Raw genomic sequence first — 22,966 nt, 5'->3', positions numbered from 1 at the left:
TATCTTTGATTCTCTTCCGAGTAAAATTAATATTTTATGCAAATTATAAATAATACTAATTTCTTAAAGAATAATCCTTATAAGAAAATTCTCTTATCATTTGAAGTTCATTTTTTGCATTTAAAAGCATGAGATTTGGAAGTCTTACACCATTAAAAGTTGTGTTTTTCACAATGGTGTAATGAATTTGATCTAAAAAAACAATTTTATCGCCGATTTTAAGCTTTTTATCAAAGGCGTATTCTCCCATTACATCACCCGCTAAACAAGTATTTCCAGTAAGTAAATAGGCAAATTCGTTTTCTTTTAAGTCTGAAATTTTTTCATTTTCTCTTGTGGCTAAAATTCTAGCATTTAAAACTTCACTTGTATAAGGCATGATGATAGTATCTGGCATATGTGCTTCGCTTGAAGTATCTAAAATAGCAATTTGTTTTTCATTTTCTATGATATCTACTACACTAGCCACCAAATTTCCTGTTTGCCAACCCACCGCTTCGCCTGGTTCAAGATAAACTTGCACACCGTATTTATCACTGAAATTTTTACACAAAGCAATAAGTTTTTCAACATCATAGCCTTTTTTGGTGATGTGATGTCCTCCTCCAAAATTCACCCATTTCATTTGCCCTATCCATTTACCAAATTTCTCTTCAAAGACCTTTAAAACAGCTTCTAAAGCGTCAGCACTTTCTTCACAAAGTGCGTGAAAATGAAGTCCTTCTATAGCATTTAAATCCACATTTTCAAAATCTTTAGCACGAATTCCAAGTCTTGAGTATCTTCCACAAGGATTGTAAAGTTCTTTTGGGGCTAGAGAAAATTCAACATTACAACGAAGACCTAAGGATTTTTTTTGTGTTTTAGCTTGAAATTTATGAAATTGAGCTAAAGAATTAAACACTATATGATGAGATAAACTGGCTATTTCACCTATTTCATCTTCTTTAAAAGCAGGTGAATAAGTATGAATTTCTTTATCCATGTATTCTTTAGCAAATTTTGCTTCCCAAAGTCCGCTACAAGTACAACCTTTTAGGTATTCTCCAACAATTTTCATCGCTCCTGAAAAAGCAAAACCTTTTAAAGCTAAAAGCACTTTAGCACCACTCTTTTCGCCAACACTCGCTAAAAGCTCACAATTTTTTCTTAACTTATCTTCTTCTAAAATATAAGCTGGAGTTTGAATTTTTTCATAAAACATTATTTTTCCTTGATTAAATTGCTAAAATCATAACAAAATTAAACCAAATTTTCAAAATAAATATTTACTAAAACTAAAAAAATAATGACTATAATACAAAAAATCAAGTAAAAGGAAAAACTAATGAATAGAAGAAATTTTTTAAAATTTAATGCACTTACTCTAGCAAGTATGGGTGTAGCCTATGCAAATCCTATGCACGATATGCACTCCATGCATAAAAATCATTCTATAAATCATGACTTAGATACTTCTTTTATAAACTTTGCTCCAAAAAATTTAAAACTTTTAGATCCAAAACAATTCCCCCAAGGAGAAATTTTAAAAGCCTTGCCTTTACTCAAAAATGAAAGTAAAGAAAAAAATATTTTTCGTGCTACCCTAGAAATCAAAGAAAATCATATAGAGCTTATCAAAGGTAAAAAAACCTTATTTTATACTTACAATGGCCTCGTGCCTGCTCCAAAAATAGAAGTTTTTGAAGGAGATAAACTTGAAATTTTAGTCAAAAACAAACTCAAGGAAGCTACAACTATGCATTGGCATGGCATTCCTGTGCCACCTGATCAAGATGGAAGCCCACATGATCCTATCTTAGCAGGAGAAGAAAGAATATATCGTTTTGAAATTCCTCAAGATAGCGCAGGAACTTACTGGTATCATCCACACCCTCATTATACCACTTCTAAACAAGTTTTTATGGGTTTAGCAGGGGCTTTTGTGATCAAAGCAAAAAAAGATGCTTTAAGTCATTTAAAAGAAAAAGATTTGATGATTAGCGATTTGCGTCTTGATGAAAACGCTCAAATTCCAAACAACAACCTAAATGATTGGCTAAATGGTAGAGAAGGAGAATTTGTACTCATTAATGGACAATTTAAACCTAAAATCAAACTCGCCACAAACGAACGCATACGCATTTATAATGCTACTGCGGCAAGATATTTAAATTTACGCATACAAGGAGCTAAGTTTATACTTGTTGGTACTGATGGTGGACTTATAGAAAAAGCTATTTATAAAGAAGAACTTTTCTTAAGTCCTGCTTCTCGCGTAGAAGTTTTAATCGACGCTCCAAAAGATGGGAATTTTAAGCTAGAAAGTGCTTATTATGATAGGGATAAAATGATGGTAAAAGAAGAACCTAATACCCTATTTCTAGCCAATATTAACCTAAAAAAAGAAAATGTAGAACTTCCAAAAAATTTAAAAATTTTCAAACCTTCAGAAGAACCTAAGGAATTTAAAGAAATAATCATGAGTGAAGATCATATGCAAATGCATGGTATGATGGGAAAAAGTGAAAGCGAATTAAAAATCGCTCTTGCGTCTATGTTTTTAATCAATGGCAAAAGCTATGATTTAAAACGCATTGATTTAAGCTCCAAACTTGGAGTAGTTGAAGACTGGATAGTGATAAATAAATCTCACATGGATCATCCTTTCCATATACATGGCACGCAATTTGAACTCATCTCATCAAAACTCAATGGCAAAGTTCAAAAAGCCGAATTTAGAGCCTTAAGAGATACTATAAATGTGCGTCCTAATGAAGAATTAAGACTTAGAATGAAACAAGATTTTAAAGGACTTAGAATGTATCATTGCCATATTTTAGAACATGAAGATTTAGGAATGATGGGAAATTTAGAAGTAAAGGAATAAAATGGTAAAAGTGGAATTTTTAGGCCCCATAAATAAAGAAAATTTAGAGCTTGAGGTAAAAAATTTAAAAGAATTAAAAGAAATTTTGCAAAAAGATGAGAGTTTAAAAGAATGGCTAGAACTTTGTGCCGTATCTTTAAACGATGAAATCATTTTTGATGAAAACACTAAGTTAAAAGATGGTGATAAAATAGCACTTTTACCGCCAGTTTGTGGGGGTTAAATGGAACATTTTACACTTTATCAAGGTTCTTTAGATATTCCTAAAATTTATAGCCAATGGTATGAATTTGCCAAGGATAAAAACTGCGGTGCTTTGCTGACTTTTTGTGGTATTGTGCGTGAAGAAGGAGGCATTGAGGCACTTAGTTTTGATATTTATGAACCGCTTTTAAAAAAATGGTTTGATGAGTGGCAAAAAAGAGTAGATTTTGATGGTATTAGCTTGCTTTTTGCTCACTCTATAGGCGATGTGGCGGTTCATGAAAGCTCTTATTTTGCAGGAATTTTAAGCAAACAAAGAAAATTAGGACTTAAACTTCTTAATGAATTTGTTGAAGATTTTAAAGCAAGCGCACCTATTTGGAAGTATGATGTGATAAACAAAGAAAGAATTTATGCTAAAGAAAGATCAACCAAACTTTGCGGTGCAGGACTTTTAAAAGGATAAAAAATGTTAATGTCTTATGAAGAAAGTTTAAAAATTTTACACTCTCATATTAAAACCTATGAAAAGATTGAAAAAATAGCCCTTACAGAGTGTTTAGGACGCATTTTAGCTCAAGACATAAAAGCCCCTAAAAATCAGCCTGAATTTCCAACCTCGGCTATGGATGGTTATGCGATCAAATTTGAAGATCAAGATAAGCCTTTAAAAATTTTAGGCCTCACACCTGCAGGCACTATGCCACAATTTAGCGTGCAAAATGGCACTTGTGTAAAAACCTTTACGGGCTCACTCATGAGCGAGGGAAGCGATACTTTAGTCCCTGTTGAAAATGTACGCGTAGAAAATGATACTCTTTTTATAGAAAAAAAAGTTCCCCAAGCTTTTGCCGTGCGTGCGGTAGGAGAAAACTATAAAAAAGATGAAATTTTACTCAAAAAAGGCACAAAGTTAAATTATAGCGAGATAGCTCTTTTGGCTGAACTTGGATTTTTTCACATTAGTGTGTTTATAAAGCCTATTGTAGGGGTTTTAAGTAGTGGAAGTGAGATAAAAGATCTAGGAGAAGCCTTGGAAAATCCTGCTCAAATCCGCTCTTCAAATCATATCGCCATAGCTAATTTAGCTAAAAATCTAAATTGCGATACAAGGGTTTTTCCTCTTTTAAAAGATGATGAAAAAGCCACTTTTTCTACCCTTGAAAGTGCTTTGCAAAGTTGTGATATTTTAGTTACAACGGGCGGGGTTTCTATGGGGGATTTTGACTTTTTAAAAAAAGCCATCAAAGAATACGAAATCATCATCGATAAAGCCGACATAAAACCAGGTAGACATATCAAAATAGCCAAGGCTAATGAAAAATTCATCATCGCCTTACCAGGTTTTCCTTACTCGGCTATGGTAATGTTTAATCTTTACGCAAGAGAAATTTTAAACTCTTGGTTACTTCAGCCTAAAGACTATATTTGCAAAGCCTTTTTACAAGGAAGCTACAAGAAAAAAACACCTTATTTGGAATTTGTCGCTTGTAATGTGGAATTTAAAAATGGACGCATTTTAGCCAATCTTGAAGGCAAGAAAGAAGGCTCTAGTGCGATTATAAATAATCTTAACAATAAAGCTGCCCTTATGGTAGTACTAAAAGAATGTGAAATGTTAGAAAATGAAAGTTTAGTGGATATTATCTTTATGCCTTAAAAGGGCGGGGATGATTTCTCTTTTTTAAATTCTTGTAATAAAAATTACTTTTTTAAACAACTATAATTATTTTATTTAAAAATATAATATGTAATTAATCTTATCTATAAACCTTAGAATAATATTAATTTATTGACATATACATTTATAGAAAATGGCAATATTCTTGTAACAACTCCCGATAATACTTTAAAAATTATAAAATACTATTCGTAATTATTTAAAATCCATACTCTTATCTAAATTATTAATTTTAATTAAAATTTTACTAATTTATTTTGATTTAATATACAGTACTTAATATATCGATATTATGATAATAATTTTTCTATTTTTTTATTTTATTGATAAATTAAATAAATTTAGATTGCCTTTTTTCATCTTTACTCCACCCATAATAATGAAATTTATTTCACACATGATAAAAAATTTATTTGCATAATTCACTTGTTAGATTTAAAAATAAATTCTCAAATTAAAAAAACTATATTAGTATAAACATATATTAATAGTTATCTATATTTATCAATATAATTTATGAGATCCTTTGGTTTGTCTGCACAAGCTGCAAATGATACAATAATATTATTTAACAGTGAAATATCTATTGAACTAGGTCGTTTTTTCTCTTTATTAAATTTATCACAAAAAATTCTATATTTCTTTTTCATTAAAGAAAATATATATTTTCCTCTAGTTTCATATACCAAATTTTTCTTCATATATTCAATTTGCAAATCTATCTCATCTTTACTCACCTCTATATAATCTTCTATATAATCTTTGATTTTATCCTGATCGATTTTAATTATTGCATCATATTCTTTAATTTTATTTAGCTTAGGTTGAATACCACACTCCAATGATTTTGTCTTTTGTAAACAATATATCGCATTTACAAAAACAATATCTTCCAATTTCTCATCTCGTTCTTTTATGATTTTATCTACTTCATTTTTTACATCTTTATTGTTAAGCTCCAAATCATCCACTTTTAATAAATATTTCATTGTTTTATTAATGGCTTCATTAGAAAAATAATAATTTTCTATGGAATATGACTCTGTTATATATGTATGCTCTAAATTTTGCTCAAAGTCAAAATCTCTATCTATAAACGACATAATCTTTTTACTTAAATCTAACTTTGTAGATTCTTGTATTCTTTTTAATAATAACAATACTTCACTCTTACCTTTACAAGTATAATACCTTATCTTTTTATTGTCACCCAATCTATTATCTATTATTGGTCCATAATACTTTATATCATCATCACCCTCTAATAAAACAAAAATATCGACTTTGCTCTTACTTGCAATAATATCTTGAAAAATTACATTTTTATTTTTTTTATCCATTATTCACTCTATATTTTTCCAAATCAACAATATAATCTTCAAAAATATTATCATAAATAAAAGGAGAATGAGTGGTTGCTAACAGTAACTCTATATTGTTTGATTCATAAATATCTTGTAAAAAAGTCCTTTGCCACTCAACTGAAAGGGAAAGCTCTGGCTCATCTATAATAAAAATACATTTAGCATCCATATCTAAATATACCTTAGCAAATATAGAAATAATTTGCTTTTCACCGGATGATAAACTATCAAAATCTATTTCCCTCTCATCATCTAAAACTTTCATCGAAAGCAAGGTATCATCATATTGAATCTGTTTTTTAATTAAATATTTATTACATACTTTCTCAAAATTACTCAATCTTAAATCTAACGCCTTTTGCTTATCATAAATACCAGATAATTTGTCTAAATAATAAGTAAGAAATTCATTCTTTTTGTCCTGCGTATTGATTATGTTTTCCAATTTATCATAATGCTTAATTCTGCTTTCACCAATTCTCTTGATAACTATCTTTACTTTATCAATATCAATATCTTTTTTATCACATTTTACTTTATCATCTATCAAATCATTAATAATTTCACTGCTCATATTAACATATAATTCATTCGCTTCATTTTTTATTTCATTAAGCTTGTTCTGAATAATATGTTTAACATCATCCATTCCAAATTCAATTCTTCTATAACTATTCCTATAACGCAAATTCCTTCTAGTTAAAAATCTATGTTCTTCATCAAAAAAATCAGAATCTACAACTTCCTCTAAAGCAGCCTCTACACGCCTGTAAGTAGGGTAAAATAAAACTTTAAAATTTATTTTTTCTATTTTCTCTATTTGTTTATATAAATAATCTGCCACAATGTCATTTATTTTATCAACATAATCAATCAATCTTCTAGGATAAATTCTACGATTTTGCTCTGTTCTATTATATATTAAATATTTAAGTTTTTTTATATTTATCTTTCTTTGCTTAATTTCTTTTAAAAAAAATCCAACATCATACATACCATCTAAGTGTTTTAAATATTCTTCTATCATACTAGCATCATCTTTATTTAATATTTTACTAATATGATATGTTTTATCATTAATCGCCAAATCAACACTTTTAAAATCTAAATCAGCCAAGTAGTTAACATTACGTTCTAAAATAGAATTAATAATATTTAAAACAGTTGTTTTACCATATCCATTTTCTGATAATAATATTTTGACACCATTTTCAAAATTAATTTTATAATCATATTTTTCAAACAAACCTTGAATTACTATGCTTTTTAAACCGGACCTATTTATCATAACCTGCTTATCCACAAAAACTCCAAAAATATATTCAAAGTAATTAAAAATAAAAATTTTTATTATACCTTTTTTACCTTAAACTTAAAATCATAATATATTCTCACATTATCTGTACAATACAAATACATAAAAACACAAAAATCAAAAAAGATTAGAAATTATCCTACTTTTAAGTTTTTCAGCTTTTGTAAAATCCTACATAATTTTTTAATTCATCATTTTCTGCAAATGTCTGACCAATGGAGTCTATATCCAAATATTAAACATTAAAATTTACCATGATTATCTTTTAAATAGTGATGATAATTTACTTATAATCATAATATAAAAAGAGTGGAATTTTAAATAAAAAATACCTATAGTTAAATTTTAACCAAAGTGATATGAAAGTTTATAGCATTGCCTTTTCCTAGTATAAAAAATAAGAACTACAAAAATAAAGCGTATTGACGCTTTATTTTCATTCTAAAACAATACCTTCATTAATGCAAATTTCGCCGATAATAAAGGCATCTGAATTTTCTAAAACCTTACTTACATTAGAAGGATCTACAACCATTACTAAACCCACTCCCATGTTAAAGCTTCTATACATTTCGCTTTCTTCTACAGCCTGTCCTATAGTATAAAAAATTTCAGGAGTTTTAAGATGATGTTTGCGTATAGTTGCACCCATACCACGAGGTAAAACGCGTGGTAAATTTTCTACTAAACCACCCCCTGTAATATGAGCTAGAGCACTGATATAAGGCTTTAGTGTAAGAAAATCACGCACATAAATCCTTGTAGGTTCTAATAAAATATCGATTAAATTTTTACCCTCTATCTTGTCATCAAATTTTAATTTTAAACTTTCAAAAAGTACTTTTCTAGCTAAAGAATAACCATTTGAATGAAGTCCTGAACTAGGAAGTGCCAACAAAATATCACCATTTTTAACAAATTTACTTCTATCAATCTCATCTTCTTCAGCCATACCCACTGCAAAACCCGCAAGATCAAAATCATCTTTTGCATACATTCCAGGCATTTCAGCAGTTTCTCCGCCGATTAATGCACAATTTGCCATCTTACATCCCTTGGCAATGCCTGATACAACAGCCTTTGCTACTTCTACTTCGAGCTTGGCTGTAGCATAATAATCTAGGAAAAACAAAGGTGTAGCAAAATTACAAATCAAATCATTCACACACATTGCTACTAAATCTTGCCCTATAGTATCATATTTTTTAGCATCAATTGCCAAGCGAAGCTTGGTACCAACCCCATCTGTTGCACCTAAAATCACAGGCTTTTTAAAACCACTTGGCATTCTAAAAGCACCAGCAAAAGAACCAATTCCGCCTACAACATTATCATTAAAAGTTTCTTTAACCAAAGGTTTTATAGCCTCTACAAAGGCATTTCCATTATCTATACTTACGCCTGCATCTTCATATGAAATTTTCATTTATTTTCCTTTAAGAACTAAAAAGGTATTTTAACGAAAAAAGTTTTAATAAGGCATAAGATGAAAAATGCTTTTTTTGTAACCGCTTCAATTGCTTGTGGTAAAAGCACCTTTATAGAAATAGCGAATTCTTTAGGCTTTAAAAGCATTAGTGCAGATAAAATCGCTCATGAAATTTTAGATGAAAATGCTTTAGAGCTTGAAAAGATTTTTTCTCCCTTTAGTTTAAAAAATTTACTCACAAAAGAAAAGAAAATCGATAGAAAAATCCTTGGAGAAATTGTTTTTAACAACAAAGAAGCTAAAAAAATCTTAGAAAATTTCACTCATCCTAAAATTCGAGCTAAAATTTTAGAACAAATGCAAATTCTAGATAAGGAAAATAAAGCTTTTTTTGTAGAAATTCCTCTTTTTTTTGAAAGCGGTGCTTATGAAAATTTAGGCAAAGTCATTGTAATTTACACACCTAAAGAATTAAGCCTTAAAAGAATCATGCAAAGAGATAAGCTCAGCTTAGAAGCTGCAAAAGCAAGACTTGATTCTCAAATAGATATTGAAGAAAAACTTAAAAAAGCAGATTTTATCATTAAAAATACTAATTCTTATGCCGATTTTAGGCAAGAATGTGTTAAAGTAATACAAGAAATTTCTAAAGGAAAAATGTGAAATTTTATAAATATTGTGCAAGTGGGAATGATTTTGTCATAACAAATGCTGATAGAAAAGAAGATAGAAGTGCTTTAGCTAAAGAACTTTGTAATCGTTATGAGGGTATAGGTGCGGATGGCTTTATCGTGATATTACCTCATGAAAAATACGACTTTGAATGGGAATTTTATAATAACGATGGCTCAAGGGCTGCTATGTGTGGCAATGGCTCAAGGGCTGCGGCACATTTTGCACATCATATTAACAAAATAAATCCTAACATGAGTTTTTTAACTGGTGCAGGAGTAATAAAAGCAAAGGTAAATCAAGATAAAGTTGAAGTATCTTTAGGCAAAATAAAAAGCGTGCAAAATACTTTTGAAGAATTAGGAAAAACTTGGCAACTTTGCAACACTGGAGTTCCACATCTAGTACATTTTTGTCAAAATTTAGATGAATTTGATACAATGCTTTGTCAAAAAATGAGACAAAAATATAATGCCAATGTTAATTTTGTAAAAATTTTAGATGAAAATCATTTAAAAGTTCGCACCTATGAACGCGGAGTTGAAGATGAAACCTTAGCTTGTGGCACAGGAATGGGGGCTTGTTTTTATCTGGCATTTTTAAATAAAAAAGTACAAAATAAAGTTAAAATAACTCCTAAAAGTGGTGAAGAGGTAGGGTTTGCATATAAAAATGAAGAATTGTTTTTTGAAGGAAAGGTAAAGTATTGTTTTGAAGCCAATTATAATTTTTCTTAGTCTTTTTCTAATCCCACTTTTTGCTGATGATCTAAAGAGTGGATTTGGAGAGGAATATTACAAACTTGATATAGATCAAAAAAGACAAATTTTTTTTATAAAAATGAATGAAATGTTTGATCAAAGCTTTAAAAAAATTGAACAAGAAAGAGCCTTTATCGAAGCCTTTTTTAAAGATGCTTACAAAACAGGCTTTAGGACTTCAAACCAAATAAATCTTGAAAAACTTATCACAATAAAAAACAAATATCGCATTGAAAATCTTTATGATTTTGCAGAATATAAAAAACGTATTCAAAAAATTCCAAAATCCATGGGTATAGCCCAAGCTTTAGTTGAAAGTGCTACAGGTACCAGTCGCTTCGCAAGAGAAGCAAACAATCTTTTTGGAGAATGGACTTGGGGTGAGAAAGGTTTAATTCCTGATTTAAGACATCCAGATAAAAAACACAAAATTAAAATTTTTGATAGTCTGCAAGATAGTGTTGACTCTTATGTTTTAAATTTAAATCGTCATTTTGCTTATGAAAAGTTTCGCGATGCAAGAGCTAAATTTGAAAGCGAAGGCAAAGAGATAACAGGGCTAGAGGCCATTAAAACTTTAGATTCTTATTCTGAACGCAAGGGATATTATATCAATCTTATTACAAAAATCATCAAACGATACAACCTTGAAAAATACGATACAAACTCAAACAACACCTAAAATCCAAGTGAAAATTTATCAAAAGATATGACTTCAAATTTAACCCCTTGCTCAAAAAAATTATCCTCGCTTGAAAGAGTGATAAAAATCACATGAAAAATTCCAAGTTCTAAAGCCTTTGGTAAAATTTTCTTAGCACGTAGCTTGATCAAATCAATATCTAAAGTTGGACTTGAAATATAAGCAATTTTAGATATTTGGCTATAAAAGTTAAAGTATTTGTTATAAAAAAATTCTTCTTTAAATTTAAACAACTCACTTAAAACTAAATTTTCAAATAAATGTGAAAAATCCTTTGAAATACAAAGATTATTTCTTAGGCCAAAATCTTTAAAATAAATCTTTTGAAGTTTTTTTTCATCATGTTTTAAAGTATAGATCACATAAGTATTTTCTAATTTTTTTATAGCTTGATAAACACTATCTTTTGAAGTTTTTAATCTTTTTTTGAGTTCTATAAATATCTTAGAAATACTGATTTGCTGACCCAAATTTAAAGCTAAATACTTTAAAATTTCTAATTCTAAAAGAGTGAAGCTTTGTCTTAGAAGTATGTTTTTTTCTCCAAATTTACTGCGTCCACTTTGCAAAAAAAGACCCACTAAATTATTTATAGGTAAATTTTTCTTACTTACACTAATAAATTCTTCAAAATCAAAATAATCAAGTTCAAGCTCTTCAAACCCATTTATATTTAAATCTTTTATATTTGTACTTAAGATGATAGGAATTTTAATTTTTTCTAAATTAGGGATAAAATCCAAATTATAAAGGCAAAGAATTTTAATTTGTAAATTTTCATTCAGAAAATCAGCAAGTCTTTCTAAACTTTGTTTTTCAAAGCGTGTATCATATAAATCTAAAAACAAAATTTCACTTGCTTTAAATTGAGATAAAAAATTAAAAATAAGTGTTTTTTTACCACAAAATCGTGGGCCTTTTATGATAATATTTGGTTTTGAAATTTGATTTTTTCTTTCATAACTTACTTCAAATTTAGGGTGGTTTTCATAAAAAAAATTAAGTACTTTCAATTTTATCCTTTAAAAAAGGATATTATAACCTAGTTTGTATAATTGGGGCATAAAGCCCCTTAAATTACATTTTGCAAGCACCCTGTAAAGTAGCGCCTATCATCCAAAGACTTTTTTCATATTTTGCGATATTTTCTTGCGCAAAAGCAGCTGTTGTGGTATCACTTTCTTTTTCTGCTGCTTCATTGAGTTTTTTAAATTCTGCTAAAAGATATTCATAATCTTGTTTGATCAGTTCTATGACTTCAAGCGGAGTAAAGCAATCTTTTGCAACTTTTGGACTTTTTGCATTTTCCATTAAAACTTTTTGGCAAGTGATAGCTTTTTCGCCAAGTTGTAAAACTCTTTCAGCACAACTATCAAAAAGTTCTGCCATTTCTTCATAAGCTTTTTCTGTGTATTCGTGTATAGAAAAAAATTGCAAACCTTTTACATTCCAGTGATAATTATGAAATTTAACCCATAGATGATGAGCATCTGCTTGCATTTGTAATAATTGTTTTGTAACTGACATGATTGACTCCTTTTTTTAATTTTTAAAATTATAACATAAAATTCTTAAATAATAATTATTATTATTAATTAAAAATTTTTATTATAATTTTAACTTAAAATCATTATACTCTTTTTTAATGAATTTTGATTAAGAATTTAATATATTTTTTAAGATCAACTTTCCAACTTCCACACCAGGTTGATCATAGGTGTTAATCCCTAGCATAACACCGCAAGTTGAAGTAAAAAGTTCATAATAATACATCAAATATCCCGCATGCCAAGCGTCAAGTTTTTCAAGTTCTATCACATCAACACTCAAATTTTCAGCGATTAAAGCGTGCATAGTTGCATCACATTGAGCGTTTAAAAGTTCGTGAAGATTGACTTTATTACTTAAAGAATCTAAAAATTTAAAATGAATATCAGGGATAATAGGTGCTTTTTGAGCGTCTTTGATTTTTAAAAAAGTTACAGTTTTATTTTTAGGTCCATCCATGATGAGTTGTAAAAAACTATGCTGATCTCTTGCTCCAATGAGTGCAATAGGAGTTAAACCTATGCGTTTATAGCCTTGCTTTTTACCTAAACTTTCAGCAATAAGCTGGATATACCATTCATTAAAGCCTTTAAAAGCATCACTATATGAAAAAAGCACATTGATATTGGCATTTTTGTGTGTGCAATAATGATAGGCTTTTTGTAAAATTTCATCTTTTTTGCGAGTAAAAAAATCTTCAAAACAAGCTTTAGCTCCTTCTAAAAGAGCTTTGGCATTATAGCCACAAAAACAAAGTGGAACTATACCCACGGCTGAAAGTATGCTAAAACGACCTCCTACATTTGCAGGGATAAAAAAGCATTTAATAGCTAAATTTTCACCTTCTTTATGAAGTTTTGAATCCTTATCAGTAATAAAAACAAAGTATTTTTTTAATTCTTGCATATCAAGTTTAAAATGTTCAATAAGAAGTTTAAAAAGTGATACGACTTCTATAGTGCTACCTGTTTTACTGATGATTAAAAACAAACTTTCTTCAAGCTTGATTTTTTCCAAAGTCTTATTAAAAGAATGTGAGCTTGTGTTATCGAGTATAAAAAGCTCTCTTTGGTTACTTTTTTCATTAAAAAGCATATCGCGCAAGGCTTTTACACCGCAACTTGAACCTCCCATTCCCACTAAAACGATATTTTTTACATATTCTTTATCTTGAATAAATTTCAAGCTCTCATCGATTAAATTCAAACTTGTGTCAATAAGATGATAATACCCTACATCTCCACTTTTTACCTCATCATTAATACGATTTGCATAAGAACTTATAGTGTGAATTTCACTTTGCTTAAAAAAAAGTATATTGTTTAACATTTACTTTTCTCGTAAAAATAATTTGTCGCCTCTACAAAGCCTTCTACGCTTCCACAATCAAAGCGTTTCCCTTGAAATTTATAAGCTAAAACCATACCATTGGTTGCTTGAGTTAAAAGCGCGTCGGTAAGTTGGACTTCGCCATTTTTTCCTGCTTTAGTATTTTCTAAAATTCCAAAAATATCAGGAGTTAAAATATATCTTCCTATGATAGCAAGATTACTTGGAGCTTCATCAGGACTTGGTTTTTCTATCATAGAATTAACCATAATAAGATTTTCTTCTACAAAATTTCCAGAAATTACTCCATAGTTTGAAACTTGTTCTTTTGGTACTTCCATCACAGCTATGATGGTGCAGCGATATTTTTCATAAATTTTTACCATTTGAGCCATAACATTTAAGCCTTCTTCATTAACACACAAATCATCAGCCAAAATTACGCCAAAAGCTTCATCGCCAACTAAAGGCTTACCTTTTAAAACCGCATCACCTAAGCCTTTCATTTGATTTTGTCTTGTAAAAGTAAAGGTGCAACGATTGATCAAAGAGCGAATTTCATCAAGTAAGTATTCTTTTTTTGTACCTGAAATTTGATGCTCAAGTTCATAAGAAATATCAAAATAATCCTCCAAAGCTCTTTTTCCACGCCCTGTGACAAAGCCCATATTTTCCATTCCTGCTTCCAAAGCTTCATCAACCCCATAATGGATCAAAGGTTTGGTTAAGATAGGTAACATCTCTTTAGGTAAAGTTTTTGTTGCAGGTAAAAATCTTGTCCCATAACCTGCCGCAGGGAAAATACAAGTTTGAAGCATAAAAATTTCCTTTTATTTTTTTATCATTATAGCTTATTTTTATGAATTTTTATGAACAAGGCAAAGTTCTTTTTGCCTTGTTATTCAAACTCTGCCTTAGCTAATTTAACAATGGTTTCTACTACTCCAGAATCTTCGAGCGTTGAAATATCCTGTTTGATTTCTTCACCTCTTGCTATAGTTCTTAAAATTCTTCTCATTATTTTACCACTTCTAGTTTTTGGCAAACCTGGAGTATAAAGAATTTTTTCTATTTTAGCTATAGGTCCTATCTCTACTCTTAAAATGTCATTAAGTTCTTTTAAAGTTTCTATAGCTCCGCCAAGATCACAACTGGATGTAGGACTTAAAACCACAAAAGCAAACAGTGACTCGCCCTTAATCGCATCCAAAATACTCACTACAGCTGATTCTGCTACACTTGGATGTTTAGCAATAGCGCTTTCAATTTCAGCCGTTCCTATACGATGTCCTGCAACATTAACCACATCATCTGTTCTTCCTGTGATGGTAATATAACCATTTTTATCATAAAAAGCACCATCGCCACTAAAATATACAGCTTTTCCATCTTTTCTAGCTTGAGAAAAATAACTTTCTATATAGCGTTCATCATTACCCCAAATTCCACGAATCATCGAAGGCCAAGGTTTGGTTATACAAAGCAATCCATCTTCACCTTCATCTTTTTTATTGCCTTCTTCATCAATAACTTCTGCAAAAATTCCTGGCAAAGGCAAGGTAGCACAACCTGGTTTTAAAGGAGTAGCGCCTGGTAAAGGCGTGATCATATGCCCACCTGTTTCTGTTTGCCACCAAGTATCGACTATAGGACTTTTAGTTCCCCCTATTTCATCATAAAACCACTTCCAAGCACTAGGATTGATAGGCTCTCCAACCGTTCCAAGCACTTCAAGCGTACTTAAATCATATTTTCTTGGCTCATCAGGTGCATCAGCATGAAGCATTCTTATAGCAGTTGGCGAAGTGTAGAATTTGCTTATTTGATACTCTTCTATCATTCTCCACCAACGCCCAGAATTTGGATAAGTAGGAGTTCCTTCATGCATTATAGTCGTTGCTCCACATGCTAAAGGCCCATAAACTACATAAGTATGTCCTGTAATCCAACCCACATCAGCACTACACCAATAATTATCATAATCTTTAATATCAAAAACCCATTCCATAGTCATTTGTGCCCAAAGTATATATCCTGCACTTGCATGCATAACTCCTTTTGGCTTGCCCGTTGATCCTGAAGTGTAAAGCAAAAACAACAAATCCTCGCTATCCATGATTTCAGGTTCACACTTATAAGATTCATTTTTCACAAGTTCGTTATAAACATAGTCCCTTCCTTTAATATATTCTATAGGCTCATTATTGCGTATAACTATAAGTACTTTTTCTACACTTTCACACCCTTCACTTAAAGCCTTATCTACTGCAGGTTTTAACATATAAGGTTTTCCACGACGAAAAGCACCATCAGCCGTTACTACAAGTTTAGCTCCTGCATCTATAATTCTATCTCTTAAGGCTTCAGGAGAAAACCCTCCAAATACCACACTATGAATAGCCCCAATCCTTGCACAAGCTAACATTACTATAGCTGTTTCTGGAATCATAGGCATATAAATTACAACCCTATCGCCTTTTTTTACTCCGAATTTTTTAAGCAAATTGGCCGCCTTGCAAGTTTCATGCAATAATCTTCTATAAGTATAAACTTCATAATCCCCCATTTCACCTTCAAAAATCAAAGCAGCTTTATTGCGTCTTGTTTTCATATGACGATCAAGACATTGATAACTTACATTTAAAGTTCCACCTTCAAACCATTTATAAAATGGAGCTTTATCCTCATTTAACACTCTTGAAAAAGGCGAAAACCACTCGATCTTCTCAAGTGATTGTCTTTTCCAAAAACCTTCAAAATCTTCCTTGGCTTCATCGCATAAATCATAGTATTCACATAAATTTTTTATACGAGCATTACGAGAAAATTCTTTACTTGGCTTAAAAAGCTCTTGATTATTTTGATTAAGCATAAAAACTCCTTTATGGTTATTTTTAAACATTATATAAGAGTTTATTTGTATTAAATACAAATTTAAAAAATAATTAAGATAAATTTTATAAAAAATGGGAATATTTGTAATATTTTATTTAAAATTTATAATGTATGTTAATTTAAGAAACATATTGCATCTTCACAAAAATAAAGACTGAGTTCTTCGTATAATTTTAAATCGAATCTTAAAAATTCTTGTTTTTCCAAGGCAAATTCTAAAATTTTATCCATACAACTTACCCTTATAAAAACATCACTTTTCCTACTTCTAAGTGCTATAATATAACATTTTTCTAAAATAAAATCATAATTATTTTTTGGAATATTTTTAGAATTAAAAAAAGAAATTTTATAAGGATCAATAGCAATTTTGCTTGGAGGTTTTTTAAAATCTTTATATTTTTTACAATTACTAAAATCTATAAAATTACAAAATTTCACACCTTGATTTTCTAGTTCAAAAACATTAGTATTTTCAAATTCTAAAATTTCTCCACTGTGCAAATAAAGTTTTTTTTGCGCCAAAGAATCTAAAAAATGTTTATCATGACTTGCGATTAAAAAACCTGTATTGAAATTTTCATGCATTTTAAGAATAGCTTTTTTAAATAAAAGTGTAGTATTTTTATCCAAAAAAGCACTTGGTTCATCAAGTAAATAATACTTCGCTCTTACGCTTAAAGCTATAGCAAAAGCTATTTTTTGACTTTGTCCTGATGAAAGTTCATTAGGATGTTTACTTAAAAGACTTTCATCTAAATTTAAAAACATCAAACTTTCTTTTATGCGTTCTTCAATATCTTCTTTAATCCCATAAGTTTTTAAGGTAAATAAAAAATTTGCCCTTACACTACGATTTAACAAAATAGGCTCTGGAAAAAGCAAATAAATTTCACGCTTTTGTTTATTATTAGGTTTAAAATTTCCAAAATAAGAAATATTTTTTGAAAAATCTCCTTCTAAAAATTTTAATATTCTTAAAAATGTAGATTTTCCACTTCCATTCGCTCCCATTAAGATGCTAATTTTACTTGTATCAAGTTTTAAATTTTTGATTTTTAAAACTTCTTTGTTTTGATAGTTGAAAAAAAGATTAGAAATTTCTATCATTTTATGTTCTTTTGAGTTTGTGCGTGATGAAATTTAAACAAAAGGCAATGAGAATTAAAACCAAAGCCAAAGCTATACCGCTAGCAAATTCGCCTTTGTTTGTTTCAAGAGAAATAGCTGTGGTTATGGTTCTAGTATCGTATTTGATATTTCCACCTACTATCATCGCTACTCCTACTTCTGCTACAATGCGTCCATAAGCTAGTGCAACGACGCTAATCAAAGCAAAGCGTAATTCATAAATCATCGTTAAAACAAGTTTTAAAGGACTTAGGTGAAAAGATTTTATAAGTAAAAAATGTTTTTTATTCATATTTTCTATCAAATTTGAAAAAAGTGCGATCACTATAGGAAGCGCTAAGATAAACTGCCCTAAAATTAAAGCCTTTATAGTAAAAAGTAGTCCAAATTCTCCCAAAGGTCCTCGACTTGAAATCAGTGCATAAAGTATAAGTCCTACTGCAACTGTTGGAAAAGAAAGGCTAGTATCTATGATAAGTTTTATAAAGCATTTGAATTTAAAATCAAAAAAACCTAAGATAAATCCCAAAGGAAAACCTATAAGCAAAGCTAAAACTATAGAAATACTTGAGCTTAAAAGTGTAGTTTTTATAGCTGAAATTACGCTTTCATCAGCATTGAAAAGTAAAAATAAAGCCTGTTTAAAACCATCAAAAATATAATCCAAAAATATCCTTTTTAAAATAAGTAATTTTAGCATAATTATGCTAAAATATTTTTTTATGTAAATTTATAAGGAAAAAAAATGAAAAAAATCATTTCTTTAGCCCTTGCTTTAGCTTTAAGTGCAAGTGCAGCAGAACTTAAAATGGCAACTACAACAAGCACTGACAATACAGGACTTTTAGATGCTCTAAAACCTCTTTATGAAAAAGAAAGTGGCAATACCTTAAAATGGGTTGCCGTAGGAACAGGTGCGGCTTTAAAAATGGGTGAAGATTGCAATGCTGATGTGCTTTTTGTGCATTCTCCAAAGGCTGAAAAAGAATTTATGAAAAAAGGCTTTGGTGTAGATAGAACTCCTGTGATGTATAATGATTTTATCATCATCGCAGATAAATCTTTAGCTTCTAAATTTAAAGGTAAAAATTTAAAAGAAAGCTTAGAACTTATCAAAAATGAAAAGCTTACTTTCATCTCAAGAGGCGATAAATCAGGCACTGACAATAAAGAAAAAAGCCTTTGGAAAAATCTTGGCGGTGTTCCTGAAAAGCAAAGCTGGTATCAACAAAGCGGACAAGGTATGTTAGCAAGCATTAAAATCGCTGAAGAAAAAAAAGGTGTGATTTTAACCGATCGTGGTACTTATATCAAATATGAAGCCAATGAAAAAGGCAAACCAAACTTAGTCATTGTAAATGAAGGCGATGATAGTCTTAAAAATTTTTATTCTGTTATAGCGACAAATCCTAAGCATTGTAAAAATGTAAATTATACAGAAGCTAGTAAATTTATCAAATGGGTAACAAGTGATAAGACTTTAAATTTCATTGCTGATTTTAAACTTCTTAATAAACCTTTATTTGTAATTGATGCAAAAACAAGAAAAGACTAAAAATTAAGCAGGTTTTAACCTGCTTAAAATATCATTTTTTACTTATTGTAACTTTTTTATTTATTTTTCAAAACTTTTAGCTTATTTAAAATTCTTCTTTAGATATAATAAAATCAATAATTAAATATACAAGGTCAAATAATGTTCAAAGTGGATTTAAATAGTGATTTAGGGGAAAGTTTTGGCGCCTATAAAATGGGAATGGATGAAGAAATTTTAAAATTTGTAAGTTCAGTAAATGTCGCTTGTGGCTTTCATGCGGGTGATCCTTGTGTGATGGATGAAACCTTAAATTTAGCCAAGCAAAATGGTGTTTGCATAGGAGCACATCCATCTTATCCTGATCTTTTGGGTTTTGGAAGACGCAATATGCAAATAAGCTTTGAAGAGGCTAAAAACTATGCCTTGTATCAACTAGGAGCTTTATTTGGCTTTGCTAAGGCAAAAGGTATGAAAATACAGCATTTTAAAGCCCATGGGGCGCTTTATAATATGGCAGCCATTGATGAAAATTTAGCCTTAGCACTTTGTGAGGCAGTGGCGAGTTTCGATGAAAATATTATTTTTCTAGGGCTTAGTAATTCTGCTATGAATGAAGCAGCTAAGAAAAAGGGTTTAAGATATGCTAATGAAGTTTTTGCAGATCGTGCCTATAATGATGATGGCACTTTAGTTTCAAGAAAATTAGAAGGGGCGTTAATACACGATGAAAATTTAGCTATCAAACGCGTGATAAAAATGATAAAAGAAAGCAAAGTTACAAGCATAAATGGCAAAGAAATTGATTTAAAAGCCGATAGTATTTGTGTTCATGGGGATAATGCAAAAACTTTAGAATTTGTTAAAAAAATCAAAGAAAATTTAAAAAAAGAGCAAATTCAAATTTGTGCTTTGGAAAATTTTATATAAGTTTTAGCAATGTTTAGTGTGCATTTTAGTGGAAGTAAAGCTTTGCTTTTGCGTTTTGAGCAAGAAATTTCACCTCAAATCAATGCCTATGTTTTAAGCACAGAACAAAGGATACAAAAAGCCCTAAAAGAAGGTGAAATTTATGGTATTGATGAGTTGGTAAGTACTTATGCAAGTTTGTTGATATACTTTAATCCTTGCGTGCTTTCTTTAAATTCTTTGCTTGATTTTTTGGAAAAAATTAAAAAGGATATCAAACTTACGGAGCAAAACTCAAGTCTTTGTATAGAAGTTCCACTTTGTTATGATGAAGAATTTGGGCTGGATTTAGAATTTGTGTGCAAACACAATCAAATTTCAAAAGAAGAGCTTATATCTCTTCACACTAAACCTTATTATCTTGTTTTTATGCTAGGTTTTATGGCAGGTTTTCCTTATCTTGGAGGTTTAGATGAAAGACTTTTTACCCCACGCCTTTCAAGCCCTAGAGCAAAAATAGAAGCTGGAAGTGTAGGCATAGCTGATAAGCAAACAGGAGTTTATCCTATATCAAGCCCAGGGGGTTGGCAAATCATTGCTAGAACACCTTTGGAATTTTTTGATAAAGAAGATGAAAAAAATCCCACTCTTTTAAAAGCGGGTATGTTTTTAAAATTTAAAACCATTTCAAAAGATGAATTTTTCGATATCCAAGAGCAAGTTGCTAAAAAAGTCTATCAAAAGGAAATTTATGAGTATAAAAATCATTGAAGCGTCTATAAATTCGAGTTTGCAAGACTTTGGTAGAAAAAAATTTGCTAAATTTGGCATAGCAAGAAGTGGAGCTATGGATGAAGATGCTTTAAGAATGGCAAATATCTTGCTTGGAAACAAACAAGATGAAGCAGGAATTGAGCTTTGTTTAAAGGGTGGAAAATACGAATTTTTAGATGAGAATTATTTTGTTTTAAGTGGAGCTGAATTTGAGGCAAAGCTTGATAATCAAAAAATCAAAACTTGCAAAGTATATCAAGCAAATAAAGGCGATATTTTAGAACTTGATTTAGCAAAAATAGGTTTTCGTGGGTATTTATGCGTAGCGGGTGGCTTTGAAGTAAAAAGTTTTTTAAACTCTAAATCCAGTGATGCTAAAATGGGAGCTGGAGTTTTTGAAGGAAGAGCTTTGCAAAAAGATGATATTTTAAATACTCATAATACTTTTATACCTTTTAATTTAGAAGCTAGAGAATGTGAAAACCCTCTTTTTAAAAGCCCTAAAGAGCCTATTATACGCGTTATTTTAGGAACAAATGAAGATGCTTTTACCCAAAAAGGCATAGAAACCTTTTTAAATACTACTTATAAAGTAGGTTTAAAAAGCGATAGAATGGCAATTTATGCAGAATCTAGTGAAAGTATAGAGCATAAAAACTCAGCAGATATCATCTCAGATCCTGCGGTTTTTGGAAGTATACAAGTGCCAAAAAGTGGTATTCCTATTATTTTAATGGCAGGAAGACAAAGCACAGGAGGCTATACAAAAATAGCCACGGTTATAGAAAATGATCTAAGCTTACTCGCACAAGCTAAGTTAGGTTCTAGCTTTAAATTTCAAAGCATTAGCATGCAAGAAGCCTTAGAACTTTATAAACAAAGAGAAATGAAATTTAAAGCTATGAATCAAAAAATCAATCTTGATTTTGAAAATTTAATCTAAGCTTTTTTACCATAAATATTGATAAAATATATAGCACCTATAGCCAAGGCACAACCTAACAAGGTAAGTGCATTTGGCACCTCGTCTAGTATAAAATAACTGCAAATTAAAGCACTAGCAGGAGTGATTAAAACAAAAGAATTTGCCTTAACGCTTCCTAAAATGTGAATCCCATAATAATAAATACTAGTTCCTATAATAGTTGATAAAAAAGCCACGACAAACATACTGATCCAAAATTTAAATTCAAAATGAAAAATTTCATAACTTTTTACATCAAACAATACCCAAGAAAACATTAAAACAGAAATGAGATTAATATAAAAGTTAATCGCCAAAGGGTGAGCTCCTTTGGCTTTATGATTAAACACTGCTATCAAAGCCCAAATAAAAGAACAAGTTAAAAATAAAATATTAAATTTACCAAATAAATCTTCTAAACTCCCTAAATTTAGCAAACAAAATCCAGATAATAAACCTAAAAATAAGCCTAGAATTTCACTCTTTGTGATCTTGTGAGTTGATTTTTTGTTTTTTTGAAAAAATATCGCTATCATAAATATCAAATAAGAAAAAATAGGAATCATAGTGGTTACTAAAACTCCTCCTTTGCCTGCCAAGCCGTGCTTTATAGCGATAAAAAATACAAAGGCATAAAGCCCATTTAAAACTCCTGCTATCAATACCCATTTTAAGGCAGTTTTTTCAATTTTAAGAGGAATTTTTAAGAAGTTTAAAACAAAAAATGAACCCAATACAACAAAGAAAAAACGCCAAAAGGTAATAATAGAAGTATCCGTATAATTTGCTAAAATCTTAGATGTTGGCCAAGATGAGCCCCATAAAAACATAGCAATAACAAGCAAGATATACAAATACTTTGTTCGAGTCAATGTTACACCTTG

General features: G+C 30.0%; 23 protein-coding genes. 11 read left to right on the top strand and 12 right to left on the bottom strand.

Annotation, left to right across the window (positions count from 1 at the left end):
* Positions 1 to 55 precede the first annotated feature (55 nt).
* Positions 56 to 1,204: a carboxynorspermidine decarboxylase gene (gene nspC / locus AJN56_RS01070; RefSeq protein WP_052785939.1), complete on the bottom strand. Its 1,149-nt coding sequence runs from the start codon at positions 1,202 to 1,204 to the stop codon at positions 56 to 58.
* 123 nt (positions 1,205 to 1,327) lie between these two features.
* Between nspC and cueO the strand changes: the two genes are divergently transcribed.
* Genes cueO through AJN56_RS01050 form a run of 4 tightly spaced genes read left to right on the top strand, consistent with a single transcriptional unit; the run spans position 1,328 to position 4,733 of the window.
* Positions 1,328 to 2,869, top strand: a complete 1,542-nt coding sequence (gene cueO / locus AJN56_RS01065; RefSeq protein ID WP_038847116.1) for a multicopper oxidase CueO — start codon at positions 1,328 to 1,330, stop codon at positions 2,867 to 2,869.
* 1 nt (position 2,870) lies between these two features.
* Complete coding sequence (locus AJN56_RS01060) at positions 2,871 to 3,092, top strand: MoaD/ThiS family protein (protein ID WP_002779488.1); 222 nt, start codon at positions 2,871 to 2,873, stop codon at positions 3,090 to 3,092.
* Entirely contained in the window at positions 3,093 to 3,539 is a 447-nt protein-coding gene (locus AJN56_RS01055) for a molybdopterin synthase catalytic subunit (RefSeq protein WP_002855371.1), read from the top strand. It abuts the gene before it with no gap.
* Positions 3,540 to 3,542: 3 nt separating this feature from the next.
* Complete coding sequence (locus AJN56_RS01050; protein ID WP_009883026.1) at positions 3,543 to 4,733, top strand: molybdopterin molybdotransferase MoeA; 1,191 nt, start codon at positions 3,543 to 3,545, stop codon at positions 4,731 to 4,733.
* 512 nt (positions 4,734 to 5,245) lie between these two features.
* Here the strand turns inward: AJN56_RS01050 and AJN56_RS01045 are convergent.
* The 3 genes from AJN56_RS01045 to purM form a co-directional block, all read right to left on the bottom strand.
* Positions 5,246 to 6,094 (bottom strand): DUF4435 domain-containing protein, encoded by an 849-nt coding sequence (locus AJN56_RS01045; RefSeq protein WP_009883028.1) that lies wholly within the window; start codon positions 6,092 to 6,094, stop codon positions 5,246 to 5,248.
* Positions 6,087 to 7,421: an AAA family ATPase gene (locus AJN56_RS01040; protein WP_011812806.1), complete on the bottom strand. Its 1,335-nt coding sequence runs from the start codon at positions 7,419 to 7,421 to the stop codon at positions 6,087 to 6,089. Before AJN56_RS01040 ends, AJN56_RS01045 begins: the two co-directional genes overlap by 8 nt.
* Positions 7,422 to 7,869: 448 nt before the next feature.
* Positions 7,870 to 8,859 carry a phosphoribosylformylglycinamidine cyclo-ligase gene (gene purM / locus AJN56_RS01035; RefSeq protein ID WP_002855427.1) on the bottom strand — a complete coding sequence of 330 codons (990 nt, stop codon included), beginning with the start codon at positions 8,857 to 8,859 and terminating at the stop codon, positions 7,870 to 7,872.
* A 60-nt stretch (positions 8,860 to 8,919) separates the two neighbouring features.
* On the opposite strand from purM, the gene coaE reads away from it, so the two are divergent.
* Genes coaE through AJN56_RS01020 form a run of 3 tightly spaced genes read left to right on the top strand, consistent with a single transcriptional unit; the run spans position 8,920 to position 10,977 of the window.
* Positions 8,920 to 9,525, top strand: a complete 606-nt coding sequence (coaE, locus tag AJN56_RS01030) for a dephospho-CoA kinase (protein WP_002867071.1) — start codon at positions 8,920 to 8,922, stop codon at positions 9,523 to 9,525.
* Positions 9,522 to 10,271 carry a diaminopimelate epimerase gene (gene dapF, locus AJN56_RS01025; RefSeq protein WP_002855997.1) on the top strand — a complete coding sequence of 250 codons (750 nt, stop codon included), beginning with the start codon at positions 9,522 to 9,524 and terminating at the stop codon, positions 10,269 to 10,271. The genes coaE and dapF overlap by 4 nt, the downstream gene beginning before the upstream one ends.
* On the top strand, positions 10,246 to 10,977 hold the full coding sequence (locus tag AJN56_RS01020) for a glucosaminidase domain-containing protein (RefSeq protein WP_002868022.1): 732 nt from the start codon (positions 10,246 to 10,248) through the stop codon (positions 10,975 to 10,977). The genes dapF and AJN56_RS01020 overlap by 26 nt, the downstream gene beginning before the upstream one ends.
* On the opposite strand, the gene AJN56_RS01015 is transcribed toward AJN56_RS01020, so the two are convergent.
* From AJN56_RS01015 to tupB, 7 genes are all read right to left on the bottom strand, one after another.
* Positions 10,974 to 12,011, bottom strand: a complete 1,038-nt coding sequence (locus AJN56_RS01015; RefSeq protein ID WP_002867075.1) for a DUF4143 domain-containing protein — start codon at positions 12,009 to 12,011, stop codon at positions 10,974 to 10,976. The two genes, AJN56_RS01020 and AJN56_RS01015, sit on opposite strands and share 4 nt — an antisense overlap.
* A gap of 64 nt (positions 12,012 to 12,075) precedes the next feature.
* Entirely contained in the window at positions 12,076 to 12,525 is a 450-nt protein-coding gene (locus AJN56_RS01010; protein WP_002851546.1) for a Dps family protein, read from the bottom strand.
* A gap of 129 nt (positions 12,526 to 12,654) precedes the next feature.
* Positions 12,655 to 13,875: a glucose-6-phosphate isomerase gene (locus AJN56_RS01005; protein ID WP_002906252.1), complete on the bottom strand. Its 1,221-nt coding sequence runs from the start codon at positions 13,873 to 13,875 to the stop codon at positions 12,655 to 12,657.
* Positions 13,869 to 14,693: a UTP--glucose-1-phosphate uridylyltransferase GalU gene (gene galU, locus AJN56_RS01000; RefSeq protein ID WP_052785940.1), complete on the bottom strand. Its 825-nt coding sequence runs from the start codon at positions 14,691 to 14,693 to the stop codon at positions 13,869 to 13,871. The genes AJN56_RS01005 and galU overlap by 7 nt, the downstream gene beginning before the upstream one ends.
* 80 nt (positions 14,694 to 14,773) lie before the next feature.
* A complete protein-coding gene (acs, locus tag AJN56_RS00995) occupies positions 14,774 to 16,747 on the bottom strand; it encodes an acetate--CoA ligase (protein WP_002882420.1) in 1,974 nt (657 codons plus the stop codon).
* 137 nt (positions 16,748 to 16,884) lie between these two features.
* The gene (gene tupC / locus AJN56_RS00990; RefSeq protein ID WP_070246244.1) at positions 16,885 to 17,880 is read right to left on the bottom strand and encodes a tungstate ABC transporter ATP-binding protein TupC; all 996 of its coding nucleotides are present in this window, start codon (positions 17,878 to 17,880) and stop codon (positions 16,885 to 16,887) included.
* A 1-nt stretch (position 17,881) separates the two neighbouring features.
* Positions 17,882 to 18,568: a tungstate ABC transporter permease TupB gene (gene tupB, locus AJN56_RS00985; protein WP_002855945.1), complete on the bottom strand. Its 687-nt coding sequence runs from the start codon at positions 18,566 to 18,568 to the stop codon at positions 17,882 to 17,884.
* A gap of 78 nt (positions 18,569 to 18,646) precedes the next feature.
* On the opposite strand from tupB, the gene tupA reads away from it, so the two are divergent.
* The 4 genes from tupA to AJN56_RS00965 all read left to right on the top strand — a co-directional run bounded on the left by tupA (position 18,647) and on the right by AJN56_RS00965 (position 22,061).
* Positions 18,647 to 19,456 (top strand): tungstate ABC transporter substrate-binding protein TupA, encoded by an 810-nt coding sequence (tupA, locus tag AJN56_RS00980; RefSeq protein WP_002851335.1) that lies wholly within the window; start codon positions 18,647 to 18,649, stop codon positions 19,454 to 19,456.
* 141 nt (positions 19,457 to 19,597) lie between these two features.
* A complete protein-coding gene (locus AJN56_RS00975) occupies positions 19,598 to 20,365 on the top strand; it encodes a LamB/YcsF family protein (protein WP_070246242.1) in 768 nt (255 codons plus the stop codon).
* A 9-nt stretch (positions 20,366 to 20,374) separates the two neighbouring features.
* On the top strand, positions 20,375 to 21,115 hold the full coding sequence (gene pxpB / locus AJN56_RS00970; protein WP_052785944.1) for a 5-oxoprolinase subunit PxpB: 741 nt from the start codon (positions 20,375 to 20,377) through the stop codon (positions 21,113 to 21,115).
* Entirely contained in the window at positions 21,096 to 22,061 is a 966-nt protein-coding gene (locus AJN56_RS00965) for a biotin-dependent carboxyltransferase family protein (RefSeq protein ID WP_052785945.1), read from the top strand. Before pxpB ends, AJN56_RS00965 begins: the two co-directional genes overlap by 20 nt.
* Here the strand turns inward: AJN56_RS00965 and AJN56_RS00960 are convergent.
* Positions 22,058 to 22,954 (bottom strand): DMT family transporter, encoded by an 897-nt coding sequence (locus tag AJN56_RS00960; protein ID WP_052785946.1) that lies wholly within the window; start codon positions 22,952 to 22,954, stop codon positions 22,058 to 22,060. The two genes, AJN56_RS00965 and AJN56_RS00960, sit on opposite strands and share 4 nt — an antisense overlap.
* Positions 22,955 to 22,966: the final 12 nt, after the last annotated feature.

The organism is Campylobacter sp. BCW_4319 (assembly GCF_001764435.1).
Classification (GTDB): domain Bacteria; phylum Campylobacterota; class Campylobacteria; order Campylobacterales; family Campylobacteraceae; genus Campylobacter_D; species Campylobacter_D jejuni.
Note: the sequence above shows the minus strand (reverse complement) of the source record. Positions and strands in the feature narration are given on the sequence as shown.

Coding starts and splice junctions, on each gene's coding strand:
- AJN56_RS01050 (WP_009883026.1), top strand. CDS start 3,543: ATGTTAATGTCTTATGAAGAAAGTTTAAAAATTTTACACTCTCATATT.
- AJN56_RS01045 (WP_009883028.1), bottom strand. CDS start 6,094: ATGGATAAAAAAAATAAAAATGTAATTTTTCAAGATATTATTGCAAGT.
- AJN56_RS00965 (WP_052785945.1), top strand. CDS start 21,096: ATGAGTATAAAAATCATTGAAGCGTCTATAAATTCGAGTTTGCAAGAC.
- coaE (WP_002867071.1), top strand. CDS start 8,920: ATGAAAAATGCTTTTTTTGTAACCGCTTCAATTGCTTGTGGTAAAAGC.
- AJN56_RS01010 (WP_002851546.1), bottom strand. CDS start 12,525: ATGTCAGTTACAAAACAATTATTACAAATGCAAGCAGATGCTCATCAT.
- purM (WP_002855427.1), bottom strand. CDS start 8,859: ATGAAAATTTCATATGAAGATGCAGGCGTAAGTATAGATAATGGAAAT.
- pxpB (WP_052785944.1), top strand. CDS start 20,375: ATGTTTAGTGTGCATTTTAGTGGAAGTAAAGCTTTGCTTTTGCGTTTT.
- cueO (WP_038847116.1), top strand. CDS start 1,328: ATGAATAGAAGAAATTTTTTAAAATTTAATGCACTTACTCTAGCAAGT.
- AJN56_RS01055 (WP_002855371.1), top strand. CDS start 3,093: ATGGAACATTTTACACTTTATCAAGGTTCTTTAGATATTCCTAAAATT.
- galU (WP_052785940.1), bottom strand. CDS start 14,693: ATGCTTCAAACTTGTATTTTCCCTGCGGCAGGTTATGGGACAAGATTT.
- AJN56_RS00975 (WP_070246242.1), top strand. CDS start 19,598: ATGTTCAAAGTGGATTTAAATAGTGATTTAGGGGAAAGTTTTGGCGCC.
- AJN56_RS01005 (WP_002906252.1), bottom strand. CDS start 13,875: ATGTTAAACAATATACTTTTTTTTAAGCAAAGTGAAATTCACACTATA.
- AJN56_RS01060 (WP_002779488.1), top strand. CDS start 2,871: ATGGTAAAAGTGGAATTTTTAGGCCCCATAAATAAAGAAAATTTAGAG.
- tupC (WP_070246244.1), bottom strand. CDS start 17,880: ATGATAGAAATTTCTAATCTTTTTTTCAACTATCAAAACAAAGAAGTT.
- nspC (WP_052785939.1), bottom strand. CDS start 1,204: ATGTTTTATGAAAAAATTCAAACTCCAGCTTATATTTTAGAAGAAGAT.
- tupA (WP_002851335.1), top strand. CDS start 18,647: ATGAAAAAAATCATTTCTTTAGCCCTTGCTTTAGCTTTAAGTGCAAGT.
- acs (WP_002882420.1), bottom strand. CDS start 16,747: ATGCTTAATCAAAATAATCAAGAGCTTTTTAAGCCAAGTAAAGAATTT.